Source organism: Frigoribacterium sp. PvP032, from assembly GCF_017833035.1.
Taxonomy (GTDB): Bacteria; Actinomycetota; Actinomycetes; order Actinomycetales; family Microbacteriaceae; genus Frigoribacterium.
This window is the reverse complement of the sequence record NZ_JAFIBM010000001.1, coordinates 2,581,631-2,599,553: the sequence shown is the minus strand read 5'-3', so window position 1 is coordinate 2,599,553 and position 17,923 is coordinate 2,581,631. Positions and strand designations below refer to the sequence as shown.

The window sequence follows — 17,923 nt, the reverse complement described above, 5'->3', positions numbered from 1 at the left end:
GGCGGGACGACGAACCGCCGACCCGCAGGGGGTCGACGGTAGTCGTGCGGACGGCGGCTGTTCGTGCCCTGCGGCGTCCTTACTGCTCTTCAGCAGGGACGAGCAGCGCGACGGGGTACGTGTCGAGCACGTCGGCGAGGCGCAGGCGCCCGCCCTCGTGCACGCGCCCGGTGAGCACGTCGCGCCAGCGGCGGCCCTGGACGAGGACGACGGTGTCGCCCCAGCCCCCCGCCTGCTCGAGGGCGACGGGCAGGCGCGTCGCGATCGTCAGCGCACCGCCCCGGTCGGCGGCCACGGCCGAGTCGACCTGGTCGCCGAACACCGGCAGGGCGCCGTAGCGCGTGAACAGCTCCGGCCGGTCGCGACGCAGCGTCAGGGCCCGGTGCGTGACGAGAAGCTTCGCCGCACCGGTCTCGTCGACCGGCGGCGTCTCGCCGGCCGCGACCTGGTCGAGGAGGCGGCGGCGCAGCGCGAAGTCGACCTCGCGTCGGTTGTCCGGGTCGACGAGCGAGTGGTCCCACAGCTCGCCGCCCTGGTACACGTCGGGGCTGCCCGGGCCGGTCAGCTGCAGCAGCGCCAGGCCGAGCGAGTTGCTGCGACCGGGGGCGCGGACGACGTCGACGATCCTCTCGATCTCGTGCCGCACCTCCTCGTGGTCGAAGACGGCGTCGATCGCCGCGTGCATGCGCTCCTCGAAGGCCTCGGCCTCGGCGGTGCGGTCCGTCCACGTGGTCGAGGTGCTCGCCTCGCGGCTCGCCTTCTCGGCGTAGTCGTGCAGGCGCTGACGCGAGGCGGGCCAGGCGCCGACGACGCTCTGCCAGAGGATGTTCTCGAACGGGCCGTCGCCGATCGGGGCGAGGTCGCGGAGGCGCTCGAGCGTCGCGGTCCACTCGTCGCCGATCTCGGAGAGCACGGTGATGCGCGAGCGCACGTCGGCGCTGCGCTTCGTGTCGTGCGTCGACAGGGTCGTCATGCCGAACGGACGCTCGGCGAGGCGGGCCTGCTGGCGAGCGTGGAACTCGGCGGGCGTCAGAGAGAACTCGGCGGGGTCGGCCCCGACCTCGGTGAGGGTCGCGAGGCGGCTGTAGCGGTAGAACGCCGTGTCCTCGACGCCCTTCGCCATGACCATGCCGCTCGTCTGCTGGAAGCGGACGGAGGCCGGGTGGGCCTCGTCGGCGAGGACGGCGACGACGCGGGCGATCACTTCCGCGAGGTCGGGACGGCTCTCGGTCGCGACCTCGGCCGCGCGCGCGAGCTGGTCCGCACCCTGCGGGAGGTAGCTCCGGTAGACGGGGAACGCCGCCGCGAGCTCGGCGAGCGCGTCGACGACCTGCTCGTCGGCGCGGCCGTCGTCCGAGACCAGGCGGGCCAGGCGACGGATCTCGCTGCCGAGGATGCCGTCGGCGATGCCGCGCTTCGTGCCGAGGATCATGCGCTGCCAGTCGACCGCCTCGTCCGAGGCGCGGGCGTCGCCGTCCGCGGGGGAGTGTGCGCTGTCGTCGTCGGCGCGGAGGCGCGAGTCGAGGCCGTCGAGCGCGGCGGCGCCGCGCGGGTCGACGAAGACGCGGTCGAGGTCGGCGAGGGCGTCGTAGCCGGTGGTGCCGTCGGTCGCCCAGTCCTCAGGGAGACGCTCGTCGCCCTCGAGGATCTTCTCGACGAGCACGTGGGCGCCGCCGGTCAGCGCGGCGAGCCGGTCGAGGTAGCCGCCAGGGTCGGCCAGGCCGTCCGGGTGGTCGACGCGGAGCCCGTCGACGAGGCCCTCGCGGAACCAGCGGCCGATCTCGGCGTGCGACTCGTCGAACACCCAGCCTTCTTCGACGCGGATGCCGGCGAGGGTGTTCACCGCGAAGAAGCGGCGGTAGTTCAGGTCGGTGTCGGCACGCTTCCAGTGCACGAGCTCGTAGTTCTGGCGAGCGTGCACGGCGGCGGCGTCATCAGCGGCGTCGCCGAGCGTCCCGGGCGCGATCGGGTACACGTTGTCGTAGTAGTGCAGCTCGCCGTCGACGACCTCGAGGCCCTCGATCCGGCCGTCGGGGCCCGCGGGCTCGCCCAGCACGGGCAGCAGCACCTTGCCGCCGCCAGCCGCCCAGTCGATGTCGAAGGCGTCGGCGTACTTGCTGTCCCGACCGTGCGTCAGCAGGTCCCACCACCAGGTGCTGGCCTTCGGGGTCGCGACGCCCACGTGGTTCGGCACGATGTCGACGAGCACGCCCAGGTCGGCGCCGTGGGCCTTCTCGGACAAGGCGTCGAGGCCGGCCGCGCCGCCGCGAGCCGGGTCGACCCGGCTGTGGTCGACGACGTCGTAGCCGTGGTCGCTGCCGGGCTCGGCCTCGAGCACGGGCGACAGGTAGACCCAGTCGGCGCCGAGGTCGCGCAGGTACTGCACCTGGTCGGCCGCTGCGAACAGGTCGAAGCCCGCCCTGATCTGCAGCCGGTAGGTGGATCGGGGGTGGTCGTGTCGGGTCACGCGTGCTCCTCGGCCGTGGCTCGGAGGACGACGAGGGAACGGCCCGCCACGGGGAGCCGGTCGCCGGCGAGCAGCGCGGCAGGGACCTGCGGCGTGCTGGGGGGCTGGGTGGTGGTCGCGGCGCGCGTCGCGGTCGGCGTGCGCGGGGCCGACTGGGCAGGGGGCGGAGGCGCGGCGACGGTGCTGTCGACGACCACCTCCCAGCCCTCGGCGTACTCGTCGGGCGGCAGGACGAAGGTGACCGTCTCGGCGCTCGCGTTGAAGTACAGGACGAAGTTCACGTCGGTGATGCGGCCGCCGCGCTGGTCGCGGCCCCTGATGCCGTCGCCGTTCAGGAACATGCCGATCGCCTTGGCGTACGACTCGTTCCACTCGCCCTCCTGCATGGCGTCGCCCTCGGGCGTCAGCCAGACGATGTCGGGCAGGGGCTCGCCCTCGCCCCGGGTGACGGGGCGGCCGTTGAAGTAGCGCTGACGACGGAACGTGGGGTGGTCGTGCCGCAGCTTGATCACCTCGGCGACGAACTCGACGAGCTCGCGGTCAGCCGCCTCCCAGTCGATCCAGCTGATCTCGTTGTCCTGCGCGTACGTGTTGTTGTTGCCGCGCTGGGTGCGTCCGAGCTCGTCGCCGTGCAGCAGCATCGGGACGCCCTGGCTGAGCAGCAGCGTGGCCAGGAAGCTGCGCTGGCGCTGCTCGCGGAGGGCCCGCACCTGCGGGTCGTCGGTCTCGCCCTCGACGCCGCTGTTCCACGACCGGTTGTGGCTCTCGCCGTCGGCGCCGCCCTCGCCGTTCGCGTCGTTGACCTTGTCGTTGTAGCTGACGAGGTCGCGCATCGTGAAGCCGTCGTGCGCGGTGACGAAGTTGATGCTCGCGACGGGTCGGCGGCCGTCGCGCTCGTAGAGGTCGGCCGAGCCGGTGATGCGGCTCGCGAACTCGCCGAGCGTGGAGGGCTCGCCGCGCCAGAAGTCGCGGACGGTGTCGCGGTACTTGCCGTTCCACTCCGTCCACTGGGGCGGGAAGTTGCCGACCTGGTAGCCGCCGGGGCCGACGTCCCACGGCTCGGCGATCAGCTTGACCTGCGACACGATCGGGTCCTGCTGCACGAGCTCGAAGAAGGTCGACAGCCGGTCGACCTCGTAGAACTCGCGGGCGAGGGAGGCGGCGAGGTCGAACCGGAACCCGTCGACGTGCATCTCGGTCACCCAGTACCGCAGGCTGTCCATGATCAGCTGCAGCGAGTGCGGGTGACGGACGTTCAGGCTGTTGCCGGTGCCCGTGTAGTCCATGTAGTGCTTGGCGTCGCCGTCCATCAGCCGGTAGTAGGCGGCGTTGTCGATGCCCTTGAACGACAGCGTCGGCCCGAGGTGGTTGCCCTCGGCCGTGTGGTTGTAGACGACGTCGATGATGACCTCGATGCCGGCCGCGTGCAGCACCCGCACCATCGTCTTGAACTCCTGCACCTGCTGGCCGATGTCGCCGGTGGCCGAGTAGGCCGCGTGCGGCGCGAAGAAGCCGATGGTGTTGTAGCCCCAGTAGTTGCTGAGGCCCTTCTCGAGCAGCGTGTTGTCCTGCACGAACTGGTGCACGGGCATCAGCTCGAGGGTCGTGATGCCGAGCTTCTTGAGGTGCTCGATGATCGCCGGGTGGGCGACGCCGGCGTAGGTGCCGCGCTCGTCCTCGGGGATGTCGGGATGGGTCTCGGTGAGCCCCTTGACGTGCGCCTCGTAGATGACGGTCTCGTCGTAGCTGTACTTCGGGGGGCGGTCGCCCTGCCAGTCGAAGAACGGGTTGATGACGACGCCGAGCATCATGTGCGGGCCGCTGTCGTCGTCGTTCCGCGAGTCGGGGTCGCCGAAGTGGTACGCGAAGAGCGACTCGTCCCAGTCGATCTCGCCGCAGGTGGCCTTGGCGTAGGGGTCGAGCAGCAGCTTGGCGGGGTTGGCCCGCGAGCCCGTCGCGGGGTCGTAGTCGCCGTGCACGCGGTAGCCGTACTTCTGCCCGGGCTGCACCGTCGGCAGGTAGGCGTGCCAGACGTAGGCGTCGACCTCGGTGAGGGGCACGCGCGTCTCGGCGCCGTCGGCGTCGAAGAGGCACAGCTCGACCTTGCTGGCCGCCTCGCTGAAGATCGCGAAGTTGGTGCCGCTGCCGTCGTAGGTGGCGCCGAGCGGGTAGGGGTTGCCTGGCCAGGTGTGCAATCGGACCTCCGGGTCGTGGACCACGTCAGCCTACGGGCAGCGGGCGCACCGGGGCCGCCGCGCCTAGCGTCGGGGCATGACGACCGCAGCGCTGCCGACGACGGCAGCTGTCCTCGACCCCCGCCCGCGCCTCCTCGTCGAGGCCTCGTCGTGAGGGTCGTCGTGATCGGCGCCACCGGCCACGTCGGCGGCTACCTCGTGCCCCGGCTCGTGCTCGCCGGGCACGACGTCGTCGCCGTGTCGCGCGGCACCTCGGCGCCCTACCGCGAGCACGCCGCCTGGTCGGGCGTCGAGCGGGTGCAGCTCGACCGCGACGCCGGCGACGCCGACGGCTCGTTCGGGCGGGCGATCGCCGACCTGCACGCCGACGTCGTCGTCGACCTGATCTGCTTCACGCCCGCCTCCGCCCTGTCGCTCGTCGAGGCGCTGCGGGGCAGCGGCACCGTGCTGCTGCACTGCGGCACCATCTGGGTGCACGGCCCGTCGGCCGAGGTGCCGGTCACAGAGGAGGCGCGGCGCACGCCGTTCGGCGAGTACGGCACGCAGAAGGCCGAGATCGAGCGCCTGCTGCTCGCCGAGTCGCGACGGCCCGGCGGCGTGCAGAGCGCCGTGCTGCACCCCGGGCACATCACCGGGCCCGGCTGGCCGATGATCAACGCCGTCGGCAACCTCGACCTCGACGTGTGGGAGGCGCTCGCCGCGGGCCGCGAGGTCGTCATGCCGGGGCTCGGGCTCGAGACCGTCCACCACGTGCACGCCGACGACGTCGCGCAGGCATTCCAGCGGGCCGTCGAGCGTCCGGCACAGGCCGTGGGGGAGTCGTTCCACGTCGTCAGCGAGCGCGCGGTGACCCTGCGCGGCCTCGCCGAGCAGGTCGCGAGGACCTTCGGGCAGGAGGCGCACCTCACGGTCGCGTCGTTCGAGGACTTCCGAGCCCAGCGCAGCCCCGAGTCGGCGGACGCGTCATGGGAGCACCTGTCGCGCAGCCACTCGATGAGCATCGACAAGGCGCGCCGTCTGCTCGGCTACGCGCCGCGGTGGACGTCGGTCGAGGCGATCGTCGAGGGCCTCGAGTGGCTGCGCGCGGACGGCCAGCTCACCCTCGCCTGACCTGCCTCCTCATTCAGGAAGATCGCGCCTGATCCCCGCAACGGAGGTGCCGATCGTCCTGAACCGTGCACAGCTCAGGAGGCGCGAGCGCTCTCTTCCTGATCTGTGACGAACGCCCGTCCACGCGGCCGGGCCGCAGCGGCGCTATGCTCGGCGGCACACACACGGGAGTCCGGTGATCCGGGCTGAGAGGAAGCGATCCACGCTTCGACCGTCGAACCTGATCTGGATCATGCCAGCGCAGGGAGGAGAGAACATGTCTGTTTCCGTGTCCGCGAACGAGGCTCAGCCCGATCGCCAGGATCGCCCCACAGCCTCGGGGTCGCAGAGGTCGCAGAGGTCGCAGAGATCGCCGAGGCCGTCGCGTCGCTGGCGCGTCGTCGACATCGTCGTCGCCAGCGTGATCGGCGTCGCCTGCGGCGTCGTCTTCTGGGCCTGGGGCCTCGCGTGGGAGCCGCTCAGCAACCTGCTGGCCTTCACGCCCGGCCTCTCGGGCCTGCTGTCGGGAGGCTGGCTCTTCGCCGGCGTGCTCGGCGGGCTGATCATCCGCAAGCCGGGCGCCGCGGTCTACACCGAGGTGATGGCGGCCGTCGTGTCGATGCTGATCGGCACGCAGTGGGGCTTCTCCACGCTCATCTGGGGCGTCGTCGAGGGTCTCGGTGCGGAGCTCGTCTTCGCCGCGTTCCTCTACTCGTCCTGGCGCCTCCACGTCTCGATGCTCGCCGGTGCGGGTGCCGGCCTCGCCGTCGCCCTGCTCGACACGTCGCTCTCGTCGATCGCCGCGACGACCCTCGAGTACAAGCTCGTCTACGGCATCAGCGCCGTCACCTCCGGAGTCGTCCTCGCGGGCTCCCTCTCCTGGCTCGCCGCTCGCGGGCTCGCCCGCACCGGCGCCCTCAGCCGATTCGCCTCCGGCCGGTCGGCCGAGGCGCGAGTCTGAGCGGCACGCCGTCGACGACGTGACCACCGCCTCCGGCGCCAGGGTCGACGCCCGCGGCTGGGGGTGGCGGCACGCCGGCCGTCTCCGCCCGGCCGTGTCCGAGCTCGACCTCGTCGTCGAGCCGGGCGAGCGCGTGCTGCTGCTCGGTGCCTCGGGGGCCGGCAAGTCGACGCTGCTCGCCGGGCTCGCCGGCGTGCTCGGCGGCGACGACGAGGGCGACGCCCGCGGCGAGCTGCTCGTCGACGGGCGGCCGCCGGCCGAGCAGCGCGGCCGCGTCGGCCTGGTGCTGCAGGATCCCGACTCGCAGGTCGTGCTCGCCCGCGTCGGCGACGACGTGGCCTTCGGCTGCGAGAACATCGGAGTGCCGCGCGGCGAGACCTGGCGCCGTGTCGACGACGCCCTCGACGCGGTCGGGCTCGACCTGCCGCGCTCGTGGCCGACCGCCCAGCTCAGCGGCGGGCAGAAGCAGCGCCTCGCGCTCGCCGGCGCCCTGGCCATGCGCCCGGGGCTCGTGCTGCTCGACGAGCCGACGGCGAACCTCGACCCCGGCGGCGTCGTCGAGGTGCGCGACGCCGTCGCCCGGGTCGCCGAGCGGACCGGGGCGACGCTCGTCGTGGTCGAGCACCGCGTCTCCGTCTGGCTGCCCGTCGTCGACCGCGTCGTCGTGCTCGCCGCGGACGGCGGCGTGCTCGCGGACGGGGCTCCCGAGGAGGTGCTCGACCGGCAGCGAGGTCGGCTCACGGAGGCGGGGGTGTGGGTCCCCGGGGTCGTGCCCGAGCCGCCCGTCCGACACCGCGCCTCCTCGCGGGGGCCGCTGCTCGAGGCAGCCGGGCTGGCCGTCGGCCACCGCGGCCCGCGGGGCCGTGCCGTCGCCTCTGGCGTCGACTTGACCGTCCACGACTCCCGCACGCTGGCCGTCACGGGCGCGAACGGCGCGGGCAAGTCGACGCTCGCCCTGACCCTCGCCGGTCTGCTCGCCCCCGTCGCGGGCGAGCTGCACGCCACGCCCGAGCTCGCTGCCGGAGCCGGCAGCGTGCCCGTCCGCTGGCGTTCGCGCGAGCTGCTGACCCGCGTCGGCACGGTGTTCCAGGACCCGGAGCACCAGTTCCTCACCCCGACCGTGCGGCGCGAGCTGGCGGTCGGGCCGGAGGCGCTCGGCGAGCCGGCCGCGCAGGTCGCCGAGCGCGTCGACGAGCTCCTGGCGCGCCTCCGGCTCGACCACCTCGCCGGTGCCAACCCGTTCACGCTGTCGGGAGGGGAGAAGCGGCGCCTGTCGGTCGCGACCGTCCTCGCCTCCCGGCCGCGCCTCCTCGTGCTCGACGAGCCGACCTTCGGGCAGGACGCGCGCACCTGGCGGGAGCTCGTCGCCCTCCTGGCGGGGCTCGTCGACGAGGGACGCAGCATCGTGGCCGTGACGCACGACGCCGAGTTCGTCGAGGCCCTGGCCGACGACGTCCTCGTGCTCGAACGACCTGTCGTCGCCGAGGCTGCACGATGAGCCTGCTCGAGGCGATCGAGACCGACCGCGTCGTCGGGCGGATCAACCCCGTCGCGAAGCTGCTCGCCGCGCTCGTCGTCTCGGTGGTGCTGCTGCTCTCGATCGACTGGGTGTCTGCGGGGGTGGCGCTCGGGCTCGAGCTGTTGCTGCTGCCCTGGGCGGGACTGTCGGCACGACAGCTGCTGCGCCGCACCGCGCCCCTGTGGGTCGCCGCGCCGATGTCGATCGTCGTCACGACCCTCTACGGCCGGGACGACGGCGCCGTGCTGCTGCAGTTCTGGTGGATCAGCGTGACGGAGGGGTCCGTCTCACTCGCCTTCGCGATCGGCCTGCGCATCCTCGCGGTCGGCATCCCCGGCATCGTCCTGCTCGCCACCACAGACCCCACCGACCTCGCCGACGGCCTCGCGCAGGTGCTCCGGCTGCCGGCCCGGTTCGTGCTCGGCGGACTCGCGGGCCTCCGGCTCGCCGGGCTGTTCGCGGACGACTGGCGTCAGCTGGCACTCGCCCGTCGTGCCCGGGGCGTCGCGGACGCGCGCGGGCCGGTCGCCGTCGCTCGTCGACTCGCGGGGCAGGCCTTCGCGCTGCTGGTGCTCTCGGTGCGCCGGGGCAGCAAGCTCGCGACGGCCATGGAGGCGAAGGGCTTCGGCTCGGACACCTCGCGCACCTGGGCCCGGCCGTCGACCGTGGGGCTCCGCGACGCCGTGCTCCTCGCCATCGGCGTGCTGATCGCCGCGGCTGCGGTCACGAGCGCGGTGCTCGCGGGGACCTGGGAGTTCGTCCTTGCGTGACGGACGGTCACCTGGTCGACGGTCTCCTGACGTCGTCGTCGACCTGCTGTGCCGGGCGCAGGAGGCGCGGGTCGACCGGTCGCGCGTCATCGTGCTGATCGACGGCCGCTCCGGCTCGGGCAAGACCACGCTGGCTCGCCGCCTGGTCGCTGCCTGGCCGGTCGACCGCCTCGGGCCGGTGCAGCTCGTCCACCTCGACGACGTCTACCCGGGCTGGCACGGGCTCGAGGCCGCATCGCGGATCGTCGAGTCGTTCGTCCTCGCGGCGGCGGACCCGGGGTGGACCACGTGGGACTGGGAGCATGGCGTGCCGGGGGAGCGGCGGACGCTCGACCCGGCCGTCTCGGTGGTCGTCGAGGGCGCCGGGGCGCTGACCCGCGCCTCCTCGGCCCTCGCGACGCTGCGTGTCTGGCTGGAGCTCGACGACTCGACCCGGCGAGCCCGCGCGCTGCGCCGGGACGGGGCGACCTACGAGCCGTGGTGGGACGTCTGGGCCGAGCAGGAGGAGCGCCACCTCGCGGCCGAGGACCCACGCGGCCTGGCCGACGTCGTCGTGGACGTCAGGCTCGGCGACTCGATCGGGGAACGCGCCGACGGCTCGGCGGGCTAGGCCCAGCCGAGCTCGTGCAGCTGGGCGTCGTCGATGCCGTAGAAGTGGGCGATCTCGTGGACGAGCGTGACGTGGATCTCGTCGCGGAGCTCGTCCTCGGTGTCGACGACGGCGAGGTGCGGCTCGCGGTAGAGGATGATCCGGTCGGGCAGCTCGCCGAAGCCGTAGGTGCCGCGCTCGGTCAGGGCGACCCCGTCGTAGAGGCCCAGCAGGTCGAGGGAGCCGTCCTCGGGGCGGTCGTCGGTGACGAAGACGACGTTGTCGAGGCCGTCGACCATGTCGTCGGGCAGCTCGTCAAGCTCGGCCACGACGAGCTCGTCGAACCGCGCGAGGCTCAGCGTCGCCGGGTCGATGCCCGCTGCCGCCGCCGCCTCAGCGCTCTCAGCTCTCTCGTCGTCCACGAGCCCAGCGTCCCACAGACCCCCTGGACGCCGACGGCGGGTCGCCTGCGCCGACGGCGGGTAGTGACCGACCCGCCCTCGCCGCAATCGACCCGCCCTCGCCAGATCACTGCGTCCCGGTGCCGCGCCTGCGGCCACCAAGTACCCCCGCGAATAAGTACCCCCGCGAAAGCGACGAACCCCCGCGGAACATCGCGCCGTCTCGTCGCTCCCGAGTAGCTTCTCGGCCGAAGGCGCAACAAGCGAAGCGACGTTGCCCTCCGCCCGGCCACCGATGCACCTGCCCGGCCACCCCCGACGTCTTCGACGCGAAGCGTCGCAGACAAGAAGGCGCCGAAAACCCCGAAAAGCCCTGCCGAGTAGGGCAGGACTTTTCCATTGGGGTGAGTAACGGGGCTTGAACCCGCGGCCTCCTAGACCACAACCAGGCGCTCTACCAGCTGAGCTATACCCACCATGCGCGACTGCCGGAGCGATCGCAACGAGAAGACTCTACTACAGCCGGGGCGCCCATTCGTCCACGACGGCCTTCGAGATCGCCTGGACGTCTTCGGTGGTCGGGCCGGGGTCGGCGACGAAGCCGGCCCGGCGGTAGTACTCGAGCTCGCGGATCGACTCGAGGATGTCGGCGAGGGCGCGGTGGCCGCCGTGCTTCTGGGGCGCGTTGAAGTAGACACGGGGGAACCAGCGGCGGGCGAGCTCCTTGATGGAGGAGACGTCGACGCTGCGGTAGTGCAGGTGGCCGTCGACGCGGGGCATGTACTTGGCGAGGAACGCGCGGTCGGTGCCGATCGTGTTGCCGGCGAGGGGGGCGTGCTGCTCGGTGGGGACGTACTTGAGGATGTACTCGAGCACCTCGTACTCGGCCTCGGCGAGGCTCGCGCCGTTCGGGATCTCGTCGATGAGCCCGGAGGTCGTGTGCATCTCGGTGACGAAGTCGCCCATGTTGTCGAGGGCGGACTGGTCGGGCTTGATGACGATGGTGAATCCGGGGTGCACGGGCACGAGGTCGAAGTCGGTGACGACGACGGCCACCTCGACCAGCTCGTCGACGGCGATGTCGAGACCCGTCATCTCGCAGTCGATCCACACCAGTCGGTCGTTCGTCGTAGCCATGCCGCCACTCTAGTCCGGGCCTCCGACACGACCCGGCCCGCACCTCCTCGTCTGGTGATCGAGGAGGCGCGGGCCGGGCAGGGCGGGCGAGCAGCGGCTACGAGACCTCGCCGGCCGAGATCGCCTCGGCCTCGACGCGCGCGGACTCGGGCCCGTCGTCGACGCGGCGGAGGGCGCGTCGCCCGGCGATGATGATCACGAGTCCGACCGCGACGCTCGCCGCGGCGAAGACGTACGCGGCGCTCGGCGCGATGGTGTCGGCGAGCAGCGTGGCCACCGGCGGGGCGATGGCGCCGCCGATGAACCGCACGGCCGAGTACGCGCTCGACGCCACCGACCGGGGCAGGTCGGTCGCCTCCATGACGCTCTCGGTGAGCACGGTGTTGAGCACGCCGAGGACGAGGCCGCCGACGACGACGCAGGCGACCAGGGCCGCGGGCGTCCCGACGAAGAGCGCCGCCGCCAGCAGGTCGAGCGTGAGCAGGGGGAGGGCGATGCGCAGCACCGTCGTCCGCTTCATCCGGGCGGTGAGCAGCGGGGCGACCCAGACCGAGGTGATCGCGAGGCCGACGCCCCAGCCGAAGAAGGTCAGGCCGATGCCCATGGCGCCGAAGCCGAGCGGGTACGGCGTGTACGCCAGCAGCACGAAGAAGCCGATGTTGTAGAAGAACGCGGTCGCCGCGAGGGTGCCGAGGGCGGGGACGGCCAGGGCGCGGAACGGTGCGGACAGCTTCGTGGGCGTCGGCCTCTCGATCGCTCCGCCCTTCAGGAAGACGGCGATGGCGATGAACGCGATCGCCATCAGCACGGTGACGCCGAAGAACGGCCCGCGCCAGCTCACGGAGCCCAGCAGGCCGCCGATGAGCGGCCCGATCGCGATGCCGAGGCCGAGCGCCGCCTCGTACAGGATGATGGCGGAGGCGGTGCCCCCGGAGGCGGCGCCCACGATCGTCGCGAGGGCGGTCGAGATGAAGAGCGCGTTGCCGAGGCCCCAGCCGGCACGGAAGCCGATGACCTCCCACACGTCGCCGCTCGTGGCGGCGAGCACGGCGAAGACGACGATCAGGGCGAGCCCGATCATCAGGGTCTTCTTGGCGCCCAGGCGGCTCGAGACCCAGCTCGTGAAGAACATCGCGATGCCGGTGACGGCGAGGTAGCTGGTGAAGAGCAGCTCGGTCTGTGTCGGGGTCGCCTTCAGCGACTCGGCGATGGCCGGCAGGATCGGGTCGACGAGGCCGATGCCCATGAAGGCGACGACGCACGCGAACGCGATGGCCCAGACGGCGGTGGGCTGCTTGAGGATGCTCGGCTTCGCGGTGCCGGTGCCGGTGCCGGTGCCTGCGGCCGTGTCGTGGCTCGCGGCGCTCACGCGGACACCGCCTCGGACGCGACGCGGGTGCTGAGCAGCTGGGCGGCGTGGTCGAGCACGCGCCACTCGTCGTCGTCGAGGTCGTCGAAGAGGTGGCCGAGCGCGGTCGCGAGCTGGCCCTTCCACTCGGCCAGCGCCTCCGTGCCCTTGGGGGTGATGGCGATGAGCCAGGCGCGGGAGTCGTCGACGTCGGCGATGCGGCGGACGAGCTCGTCGTCGGCCAGGCCGTGGATGAGCTTGGTCATCGTCGGCTGGCTGACGCGGCTCGTCCTGGCGAGGTCGCCGACGCGCATCGAGCCGTCGGTCGTGAGGATCGAGAGCGTGCGCCAGACGGCGGGCGAGGTCGTGCGGCCGGTCTCCTGCGCGGCGATCCGCGTCAGGCGATGGGTCGACGTCAGGAGGTTCTCCAGGATGTCGGTCGGCTGTGAAGTCATCCCGCAAGTGTATAGCCAATCTATATAGCTTGGCAATATGAATGGTTCGCGCGACCCCGTCGGTGGGCGGATCCCGGGGGAGGCGCGCCCAAGCTGGGCGCGGGATCGGTGCCCCCTGGTAGAACGGCTCCATGACAGACAGCAAGCCCACCGTGGCCGAGGGATCCGAGTACGTCGTCTTCTTCGAGGGCGGACCGAGCGACGGCCGGACCGACACGCGCATCAGCACCAACGGCTCCTACGACGAGGAGATCGTCGACTACGTCCTGATCGACGGCCTCGAGACGGGCTTCGTCTACACCGCAGGCGAGGCGAAGATGGTCGGCGAGCAGCTGCAGGTGCACTACTCGCTCGACGTGAAGGACAGCGACCCCGTCGACGACCCTGAGGACCGCAACGACGACCTCGACAACTGAGGCAGGCCGTCGGCTCCGCAGGGAGACGACGCGACACGAGGAGGCGCCGGGGAACATTCCCCGGCGCCTCCTCGTTGTCCTGGCCATGAAGCTCGAGCTGTACACGTGCGCGTTCTGCGCCCCCTGCCACGCGGCCCGCGCCGTCGTGGCCGAGGCGCAGGCCCTCGTCCCTGCCCTGGCGGTCGACGAGGCGGACGTCGCCGCGCGCCCCGACCAGGCGGAGGCCCGAGGCATCACGAGCACGCCGACCATGGTCGTCCTGACGGACGGCGGCACCGAGGTGTTCCGTGCGGCGGGCGCACCGCGGCTCGACCAGGTGCTGAGCGCGCTGGCCCTCGCGGTCTGACGGCGTCGCCGCCCGGGCGGACCGAGCCCACGCGCTATCGTGGGGGCACGCCCTCGTAGCTCAGCGGATAGAGCAGGAGCCTTCTAATCTCTTGGTCGCAGGTTCGATTCCTGCCGAGGGCACCGTGACGTGAAGGTCAGGCGTCAGGCGTCGTCCGACGGCGGACGTCCTGGGCGCTGACCTGCTGGCCGTACGACGTCGTGTCCGGGTCGGAGTCCGTGTCGTCGTCCGGCGACTGGGTCGCGACCATCGTGGTGCGGGTCTCGGCAGCGGTCTCGCGAGCCGGGGTCGGCTCGTCAGCAGGACGGCCCGCAGGGGAGACCGGCGCGCGCCACTGCTCGTAGGCCGGCGCACCCGTCTGCGCGGGCTGTGCGACCTGTGCGGGCTGCGCCGACGTGGTGGGTCGTGCGCCGCGAGACGCCGCGGCCGCCTGCTCGGCGTCCCAGGCCTTCTGCCGTGCGTCGAGGCCCTTGTCGACGTCCGCCTCCTCGTAGCTCCACCGCTCGAGGTCTGCCCTGAAGAGCTTCTTCGCACGCCCGGGCTTGGCCTGCCACTCGATCAGTCGGTCGCGCAGCTCGTCGAGGGCGTGCCCCGAGTCGTAGCTGAAGCTGGCGGAGTTCCGCTTGAGCTCGGCGATCTCGTGCTCGGCCCAGCTGGCCGCCGTGCCGGCACCGGAGACGGGCAGGAGGCGCAGTCGCACCTCGCTCTCCTGGGCGAGGTGGTCGGCGTAGGCGCGCTCCTCCGGCCCGAGCGAGCTCCAGATCGCCGCCTTGCGAGCGGCCGAGACGATGCCGGCGACCGCCGTGGCCTTCGCCTCGTCGTCGTGCATCGCGACCACGCGTCGCATGGCCGCACGGCCGATCAGGGCGGCGATCACGCCCGCCAGGACGATGGCCACGAAGGGCACCACGGCCCCCGAGACGATGCGCCACCCGGCGTCCGACGACGCCCACTCCACGAAGCTGTTCCACCACTGCATGCGGCGAACTCTACAGCTGAGGTCGAAGGTCGAGCGGGCACGGACGGGAGGGCAGCCGAGCGTGTCGCATGCGACCGAGGATCGAGTTGCCCGAGAACGTCGCTCGGGGCCACTGCAGCCGACGTTCCGGGGCAAGTCGACGACCCCGCCCGCGCGCCGCTCAGCGTGCTCAGGCGAAGCGGAAGCAGTCCGTGGCGTCCGACCGGCTCCAGAACTCGCCGATCTCGACGAATCGGCGCTCACGGGCGACGAAGCGCTTGGCGCGCCAGCGGTCGCCGAGCGGGTCGTCGAGCCGCTCCACGTAGCCGAGCACCTCGCCGCCCGCCCGGGTGACCCTGGCGAGGTCGTCACGGACCTGCACGAGGCGGAGACCGCCGCGGGTCTCGGTGAGGGGCTCGGGCGCGACTCCGGAGGTGCGGCGAGGCGCGGGCGCGCGGGTGTCGACGGGGCTGATGGTCGTGGTGCTCGTGAGGGTCACGTCGTGCTCCTGAGGGTCATCCGGCCGATGCTGTCGAGGACGAGCACGACGCTACGGACGACCACCGACATCGACGACGCAGCCCGCTCCCCGAGGGGAGCGGGCTGCGTGCTGTCGCAGGACCCGTGCGGGGCCGGCGCGTCTCAGCGGTCGGTGCCGTCCACCGCGAACGGCTCGATCGCCGCGACCTCGTCGTCGCTCAGCGCCGACCCGTGCAGGGCGTCGAGGCTGTCGTCGAGCTGCGCGACCGACGACGCGCCGATGAGCGCGCTCGTCACGGCGGGCTGGCGCAGCACCCAGGTGAGGGCGAGCTGTGCGAGGGACTGGCCCCGCGCCTCCGCGATCTCGTTCAGCCCGCGGACGCGCTCGAGGTAGGTCTCGTCCAGGGCGTCCTCGGTGAACCAGCGGCCCTCGGCGGCACGCGACCCGGCAGGGGCCTTGCCCGACAGGTACCGGTTCGTCAGCAGGCCGCCGGCGAGCGGCGAGAAGACGATGGAGCCGACGCCGTTCTCGAGCAGGGTGTCGAAGAGCCCCTTCTCGGGCGCCCGGTCGAACATGTTGTAGCGCGGCTGGTGGATGAGCAGCGGCACGCCCTCGTCGGCGAGGGCGTCGATCGCCGCCTGCGTCTGCTCGGGGCCGTAGTTCGAGATGCCCGCGTAGAGCGCCTTGCCCTGATGCACGGCCGTGGCGAGCGCGCCCATCGTCTCCTCGATCGGCGTCTCGGGGTCGGGGCGGTGCGAGTAGAAGACGTCGACGTAGTCGAGTCCGGTGCGCTCGAGGCTGGCCTCGAGCGAGTTCAGCAGGTACTTGCGCGAGCCGCCGTCGCCGTAGGGCCCGGGGCGCATGTCGTAGCCGGCCTTGGTGGAGATCACGAGCTCGTCGCGGTAGGGCACGAGGTTCGCGGCGTGGATGCGGCCGAACTGCTCCTCCGCCGAGCCGTAGGGCGGCCCGTAGTTGTTCGCGAGGTCGAAGTGGGTGACGCCGCGGTCGAAGGCGCGCAGCACGATGTCGCGCTGCGTCTCGAGGGCGCGGTCGGTGCCGAAGTTGTTCCAGAGGCCGAGGGAGATGCGGGGCAGCTTGAGGCCGCTGCGCCCGGTGCGGACGTAGTCCAGCTTCGAGTACCGCTCGTCGTCGGCGACGTAGGGAGTGAAGGGTGATCTCATGTCGTCAGCCTAGGGCGGGAGTACCCTCGCCGACATGACCACGTTCGTGCTCGCCGGCGGCTGCTTCTGGTGCCTCGACGCGGTCTTCCGCACGCTCGACGGGGTCTCGGCGGTCGTGTCCGGCTACACCGGCGGCCGAACGGAGCACCCGTCGTACGACGACGTCTGCACGGGGACGACCGGGCACGCCGAGGCCGTCGCGGTGACGTTCGATCCCGAGGTCCTCCCGACGGACGTCGTGCTCGACGTGTTCTTCACGCTGCACGACCCGAGGCAGCTCGACCGGCAGGGCGCCGACGTCGGCACGCAGTACCGGTCGGCGATGTTCGCGGCCGACGACGAGCAGGTCCAGCTGTTCGAGGCGGCCCGCGACCGTGCCTCCGAGACGTGGGGCGGAGGCGTCGTCACGACGATCGAGCGGCTCGGTCCGTGGCACGAGGCCGAGCCCGAGCACCAGGACTTCTTCGAGAAGAACCCGGGCCAGGGGTACTGCACCGCGGTCGCCCTGCCCAAGGTGACGAAGGTCCGCAAGAGCTTCGCGAGGTGGGTGCTCGCGACCTGAACGTGCCCCGCGCAGCTGTCCGGGGCGCCACGAGAGAACCGACAGAGAGAGGTGCTCGACGATGAGCGACCACACCAGCACGAGCAGCACGACCAGCACGAACGCCGCCGGGGAGTCCTCCGGCCAGACCTGGGTCGCCGTGGGCCCGGCCGGGACGGTGGGGTCGATCGGGCGCACGGGCGACGGCTTCGCCGTCCGGCTCGCCGGTCGGTCAGGGCAGAGCGGCGAGTACCCGACCCTGGCCGTGGCGAAGAGCGCGCTCTTCGCCGCCCTCGGCCCTGGTGCCGAGTACCCGGAGTTCCACGAGCACTGAGGCTCGAGGGGCGACGATGCTCGTCCCTCCCCGGCGCGACGGGCGAGGCACCCCCTCCACAAGGAGGCGCGGTGCACGCCCGCGCACCGGCTCGGTCCCGTGAGACTCCCCGCATGACAGACACCATCACCCTCACCGGGATCATCGCCACGGACCCTCGGGTCGTCACCACCGAGGCCGGCCTCGACATCGCCAGCTTCCGGCTCGCCTCGACCCACCGGCGCTTCGACCGCGTCAAGGACGAGTGGGTCGACGGCGACACGAACTGGTACACCGTCACCGCCTTCCGAGCGCTCGGGGCCAACGCGGGGCAGAGCCTCCACAAGGGCGAGCGGGTCGTCGTGCTCGGTCGCCTGCGGGTCCGTGCGTGGGAGGCCGGCGACAAGTCGGGCACGACCGTCGAGGTCGACGCGGACGCGATCGGCCACGACCTGCGCTGGGGCCGCTCTGCCTTCGTCCGGTCGACGTCGACCGCCGCCGCGCCTTCGGCCGGTCCCGACGCGGCCGCAGGAGGCGCGGCGGGCGACGCCGCGACCGCCCCCGGCGTCGGGACGCCCGCCTCCTCGCCCGCCGCCCCGACCGGCTGGGCTGCTGACGACAGCCCCGCCCTCGACGAGCGAGGCCCTGCGTCGCCCGGCGCCGCGGAGGAGCCCGGCGACGGCGACCCCGCAGACGCGGTCGCCCGGGTGGGCGTGCCTCCTTTCTGACCCGCCAGAGGGCGGCGGCGTGAGGTCC

19 protein-coding genes, 2 tRNA genes and 1 riboswitch are annotated in these 17,923 nt (G+C 72.4%); of the genes, 11 read left to right on the top strand and 10 right to left on the bottom strand.

Annotated features, from left to right (window positions below; translation table 11 throughout):
* Window positions 1–79: 79 nt before the first annotated feature.
* Window positions 80–2,467, bottom strand: coding sequence for a malto-oligosyltrehalose synthase (gene treY, locus JOE35_RS11930; protein ID WP_209561247.1), 2,388 nt, complete (start codon window positions 2,465–2,467; stop codon window positions 80–82).
* Window positions 2,464–4,662 (bottom strand): glycogen debranching protein GlgX, encoded by a 2,199-nt coding sequence (glgX, locus tag JOE35_RS11925; RefSeq protein WP_209561246.1) that lies wholly within the window; start codon window positions 4,660–4,662, stop codon window positions 2,464–2,466. The genes treY and glgX overlap by 4 nt, the downstream gene beginning before the upstream one ends.
* A gap of 150 nt (window positions 4,663–4,812) precedes the next feature.
* On the opposite strand from glgX, the gene JOE35_RS11920 reads away from it, so the two are divergent.
* From JOE35_RS11920 to JOE35_RS11900, 5 genes are all read left to right on the top strand, one after another.
* Complete coding sequence (locus JOE35_RS11920; RefSeq protein ID WP_209561245.1) at window positions 4,813–5,772, top strand: NAD(P)-dependent oxidoreductase; 960 nt, start codon at window positions 4,813–4,815, stop codon at window positions 5,770–5,772.
* A gap of 154 nt (window positions 5,773–5,926) precedes the next feature.
* Window positions 5,927–6,037: riboswitch (TPP riboswitch) on the top strand.
* Entirely contained in the window at window positions 6,029–6,712 is a 684-nt protein-coding gene (locus JOE35_RS11915) for an ECF transporter S component (protein ID WP_209561244.1), read from the top strand. It overlaps the preceding riboswitch by 9 nt.
* Window positions 6,713–6,731: 19 nt before the next feature.
* Complete coding sequence (locus tag JOE35_RS11910) at window positions 6,732–8,210, top strand: ABC transporter ATP-binding protein (protein WP_307803062.1); 1,479 nt, start codon at window positions 6,732–6,734, stop codon at window positions 8,208–8,210.
* Window positions 8,207–9,001 (top strand): energy-coupling factor transporter transmembrane protein EcfT, encoded by a 795-nt coding sequence (locus tag JOE35_RS11905; RefSeq protein ID WP_209561243.1) that lies wholly within the window; start codon window positions 8,207–8,209, stop codon window positions 8,999–9,001. The genes JOE35_RS11910 and JOE35_RS11905 overlap by 4 nt, the downstream gene beginning before the upstream one ends.
* Entirely contained in the window at window positions 8,994–9,611 is a 618-nt protein-coding gene (locus tag JOE35_RS11900; protein WP_245186105.1) for an ATP-binding protein, read from the top strand. The genes JOE35_RS11905 and JOE35_RS11900 overlap by 8 nt, the downstream gene beginning before the upstream one ends.
* On the opposite strand, the gene JOE35_RS11895 is transcribed toward JOE35_RS11900, so the two are convergent.
* From JOE35_RS11895 to JOE35_RS11875, 5 genes are all read right to left on the bottom strand, one after another.
* Window positions 9,608–10,012, bottom strand: coding sequence for a metallopeptidase family protein (locus JOE35_RS11895; RefSeq protein ID WP_209561242.1), 405 nt, complete (start codon window positions 10,010–10,012; stop codon window positions 9,608–9,610). The two genes, JOE35_RS11900 and JOE35_RS11895, sit on opposite strands and share 4 nt — an antisense overlap.
* Window positions 10,013–10,391: 379 nt before the next feature.
* Window positions 10,392–10,467, bottom strand: a tRNA-His gene (locus JOE35_RS11890).
* 40 nt (window positions 10,468–10,507) lie between these two features.
* Entirely contained in the window at window positions 10,508–11,128 is a 621-nt protein-coding gene (gene orn, locus JOE35_RS11885; RefSeq protein ID WP_209561241.1) for an oligoribonuclease, read from the bottom strand.
* A 97-nt stretch (window positions 11,129–11,225) separates the two neighbouring features.
* Window positions 11,226–12,431 (bottom strand): MFS transporter, encoded by a 1,206-nt coding sequence (locus tag JOE35_RS11880; RefSeq protein WP_307803144.1) that lies wholly within the window; start codon window positions 12,429–12,431, stop codon window positions 11,226–11,228.
* Between the two features lie 62 nt (window positions 12,432–12,493).
* Window positions 12,494–12,931 (bottom strand): MarR family winged helix-turn-helix transcriptional regulator, encoded by a 438-nt coding sequence (locus JOE35_RS11875; protein WP_192041219.1) that lies wholly within the window; start codon window positions 12,929–12,931, stop codon window positions 12,494–12,496.
* 131 nt (window positions 12,932–13,062) lie between these two features.
* Here JOE35_RS11875 and JOE35_RS11870 point away from each other — a divergent pair, with 131 nt between their 5' ends.
* From JOE35_RS11870 to JOE35_RS11860, 3 genes are all read left to right on the top strand, one after another.
* Window positions 13,063–13,347 (top strand): oligoribonuclease, encoded by a 285-nt coding sequence (locus JOE35_RS11870; RefSeq protein WP_209561239.1) that lies wholly within the window; start codon window positions 13,063–13,065, stop codon window positions 13,345–13,347.
* Between the two features lie 85 nt (window positions 13,348–13,432).
* Window positions 13,433–13,693, top strand: coding sequence for a thioredoxin family protein (locus JOE35_RS11865; RefSeq protein ID WP_209561238.1), 261 nt, complete (start codon window positions 13,433–13,435; stop codon window positions 13,691–13,693).
* Window positions 13,694–13,742: 49 nt separating this feature from the next.
* Window positions 13,743–13,815: transfer RNA gene (locus JOE35_RS11860), tRNA-Arg, on the top strand.
* Between the two features lie 14 nt (window positions 13,816–13,829).
* Here the strand turns inward: JOE35_RS11860 and JOE35_RS11855 are convergent.
* The 3 genes from JOE35_RS11855 to JOE35_RS11845 form a co-directional block, all read right to left on the bottom strand.
* Window positions 13,830–14,672 carry a hypothetical protein gene (locus JOE35_RS11855; protein ID WP_209561237.1) on the bottom strand — a complete coding sequence of 281 codons (843 nt, stop codon included), beginning with the start codon at window positions 14,670–14,672 and terminating at the stop codon, window positions 13,830–13,832.
* A 169-nt stretch (window positions 14,673–14,841) separates the two neighbouring features.
* Window positions 14,842–15,150, bottom strand: a complete 309-nt coding sequence (locus JOE35_RS15685) for a hypothetical protein (protein ID WP_245186104.1) — start codon at window positions 15,148–15,150, stop codon at window positions 14,842–14,844.
* A gap of 143 nt (window positions 15,151–15,293) precedes the next feature.
* Complete coding sequence (locus JOE35_RS11845; RefSeq protein ID WP_209561236.1) at window positions 15,294–16,313, bottom strand: aldo/keto reductase; 1,020 nt, start codon at window positions 16,311–16,313, stop codon at window positions 15,294–15,296.
* A 34-nt stretch (window positions 16,314–16,347) separates the two neighbouring features.
* Here JOE35_RS11845 and msrA point away from each other — a divergent pair, with 34 nt between their 5' ends.
* The 3 genes from msrA to JOE35_RS11830 all read left to right on the top strand — a co-directional run bounded on the left by msrA (window position 16,348) and on the right by JOE35_RS11830 (window position 17,895).
* Window positions 16,348–16,875, top strand: a complete 528-nt coding sequence (gene msrA, locus JOE35_RS11840) for a peptide-methionine (S)-S-oxide reductase MsrA (RefSeq protein ID WP_209561235.1) — start codon at window positions 16,348–16,350, stop codon at window positions 16,873–16,875.
* Between the two features lie 61 nt (window positions 16,876–16,936).
* Entirely contained in the window at window positions 16,937–17,188 is a 252-nt protein-coding gene (locus tag JOE35_RS11835) for a methyltransferase (RefSeq protein ID WP_209561234.1), read from the top strand.
* Window positions 17,189–17,301: 113 nt separating this feature from the next.
* Window positions 17,302–17,895: a single-stranded DNA-binding protein gene (locus JOE35_RS11830; protein ID WP_209561233.1), complete on the top strand. Its 594-nt coding sequence runs from the start codon at window positions 17,302–17,304 to the stop codon at window positions 17,893–17,895.
* Window positions 17,896–17,923 lie beyond the last annotated feature (28 nt).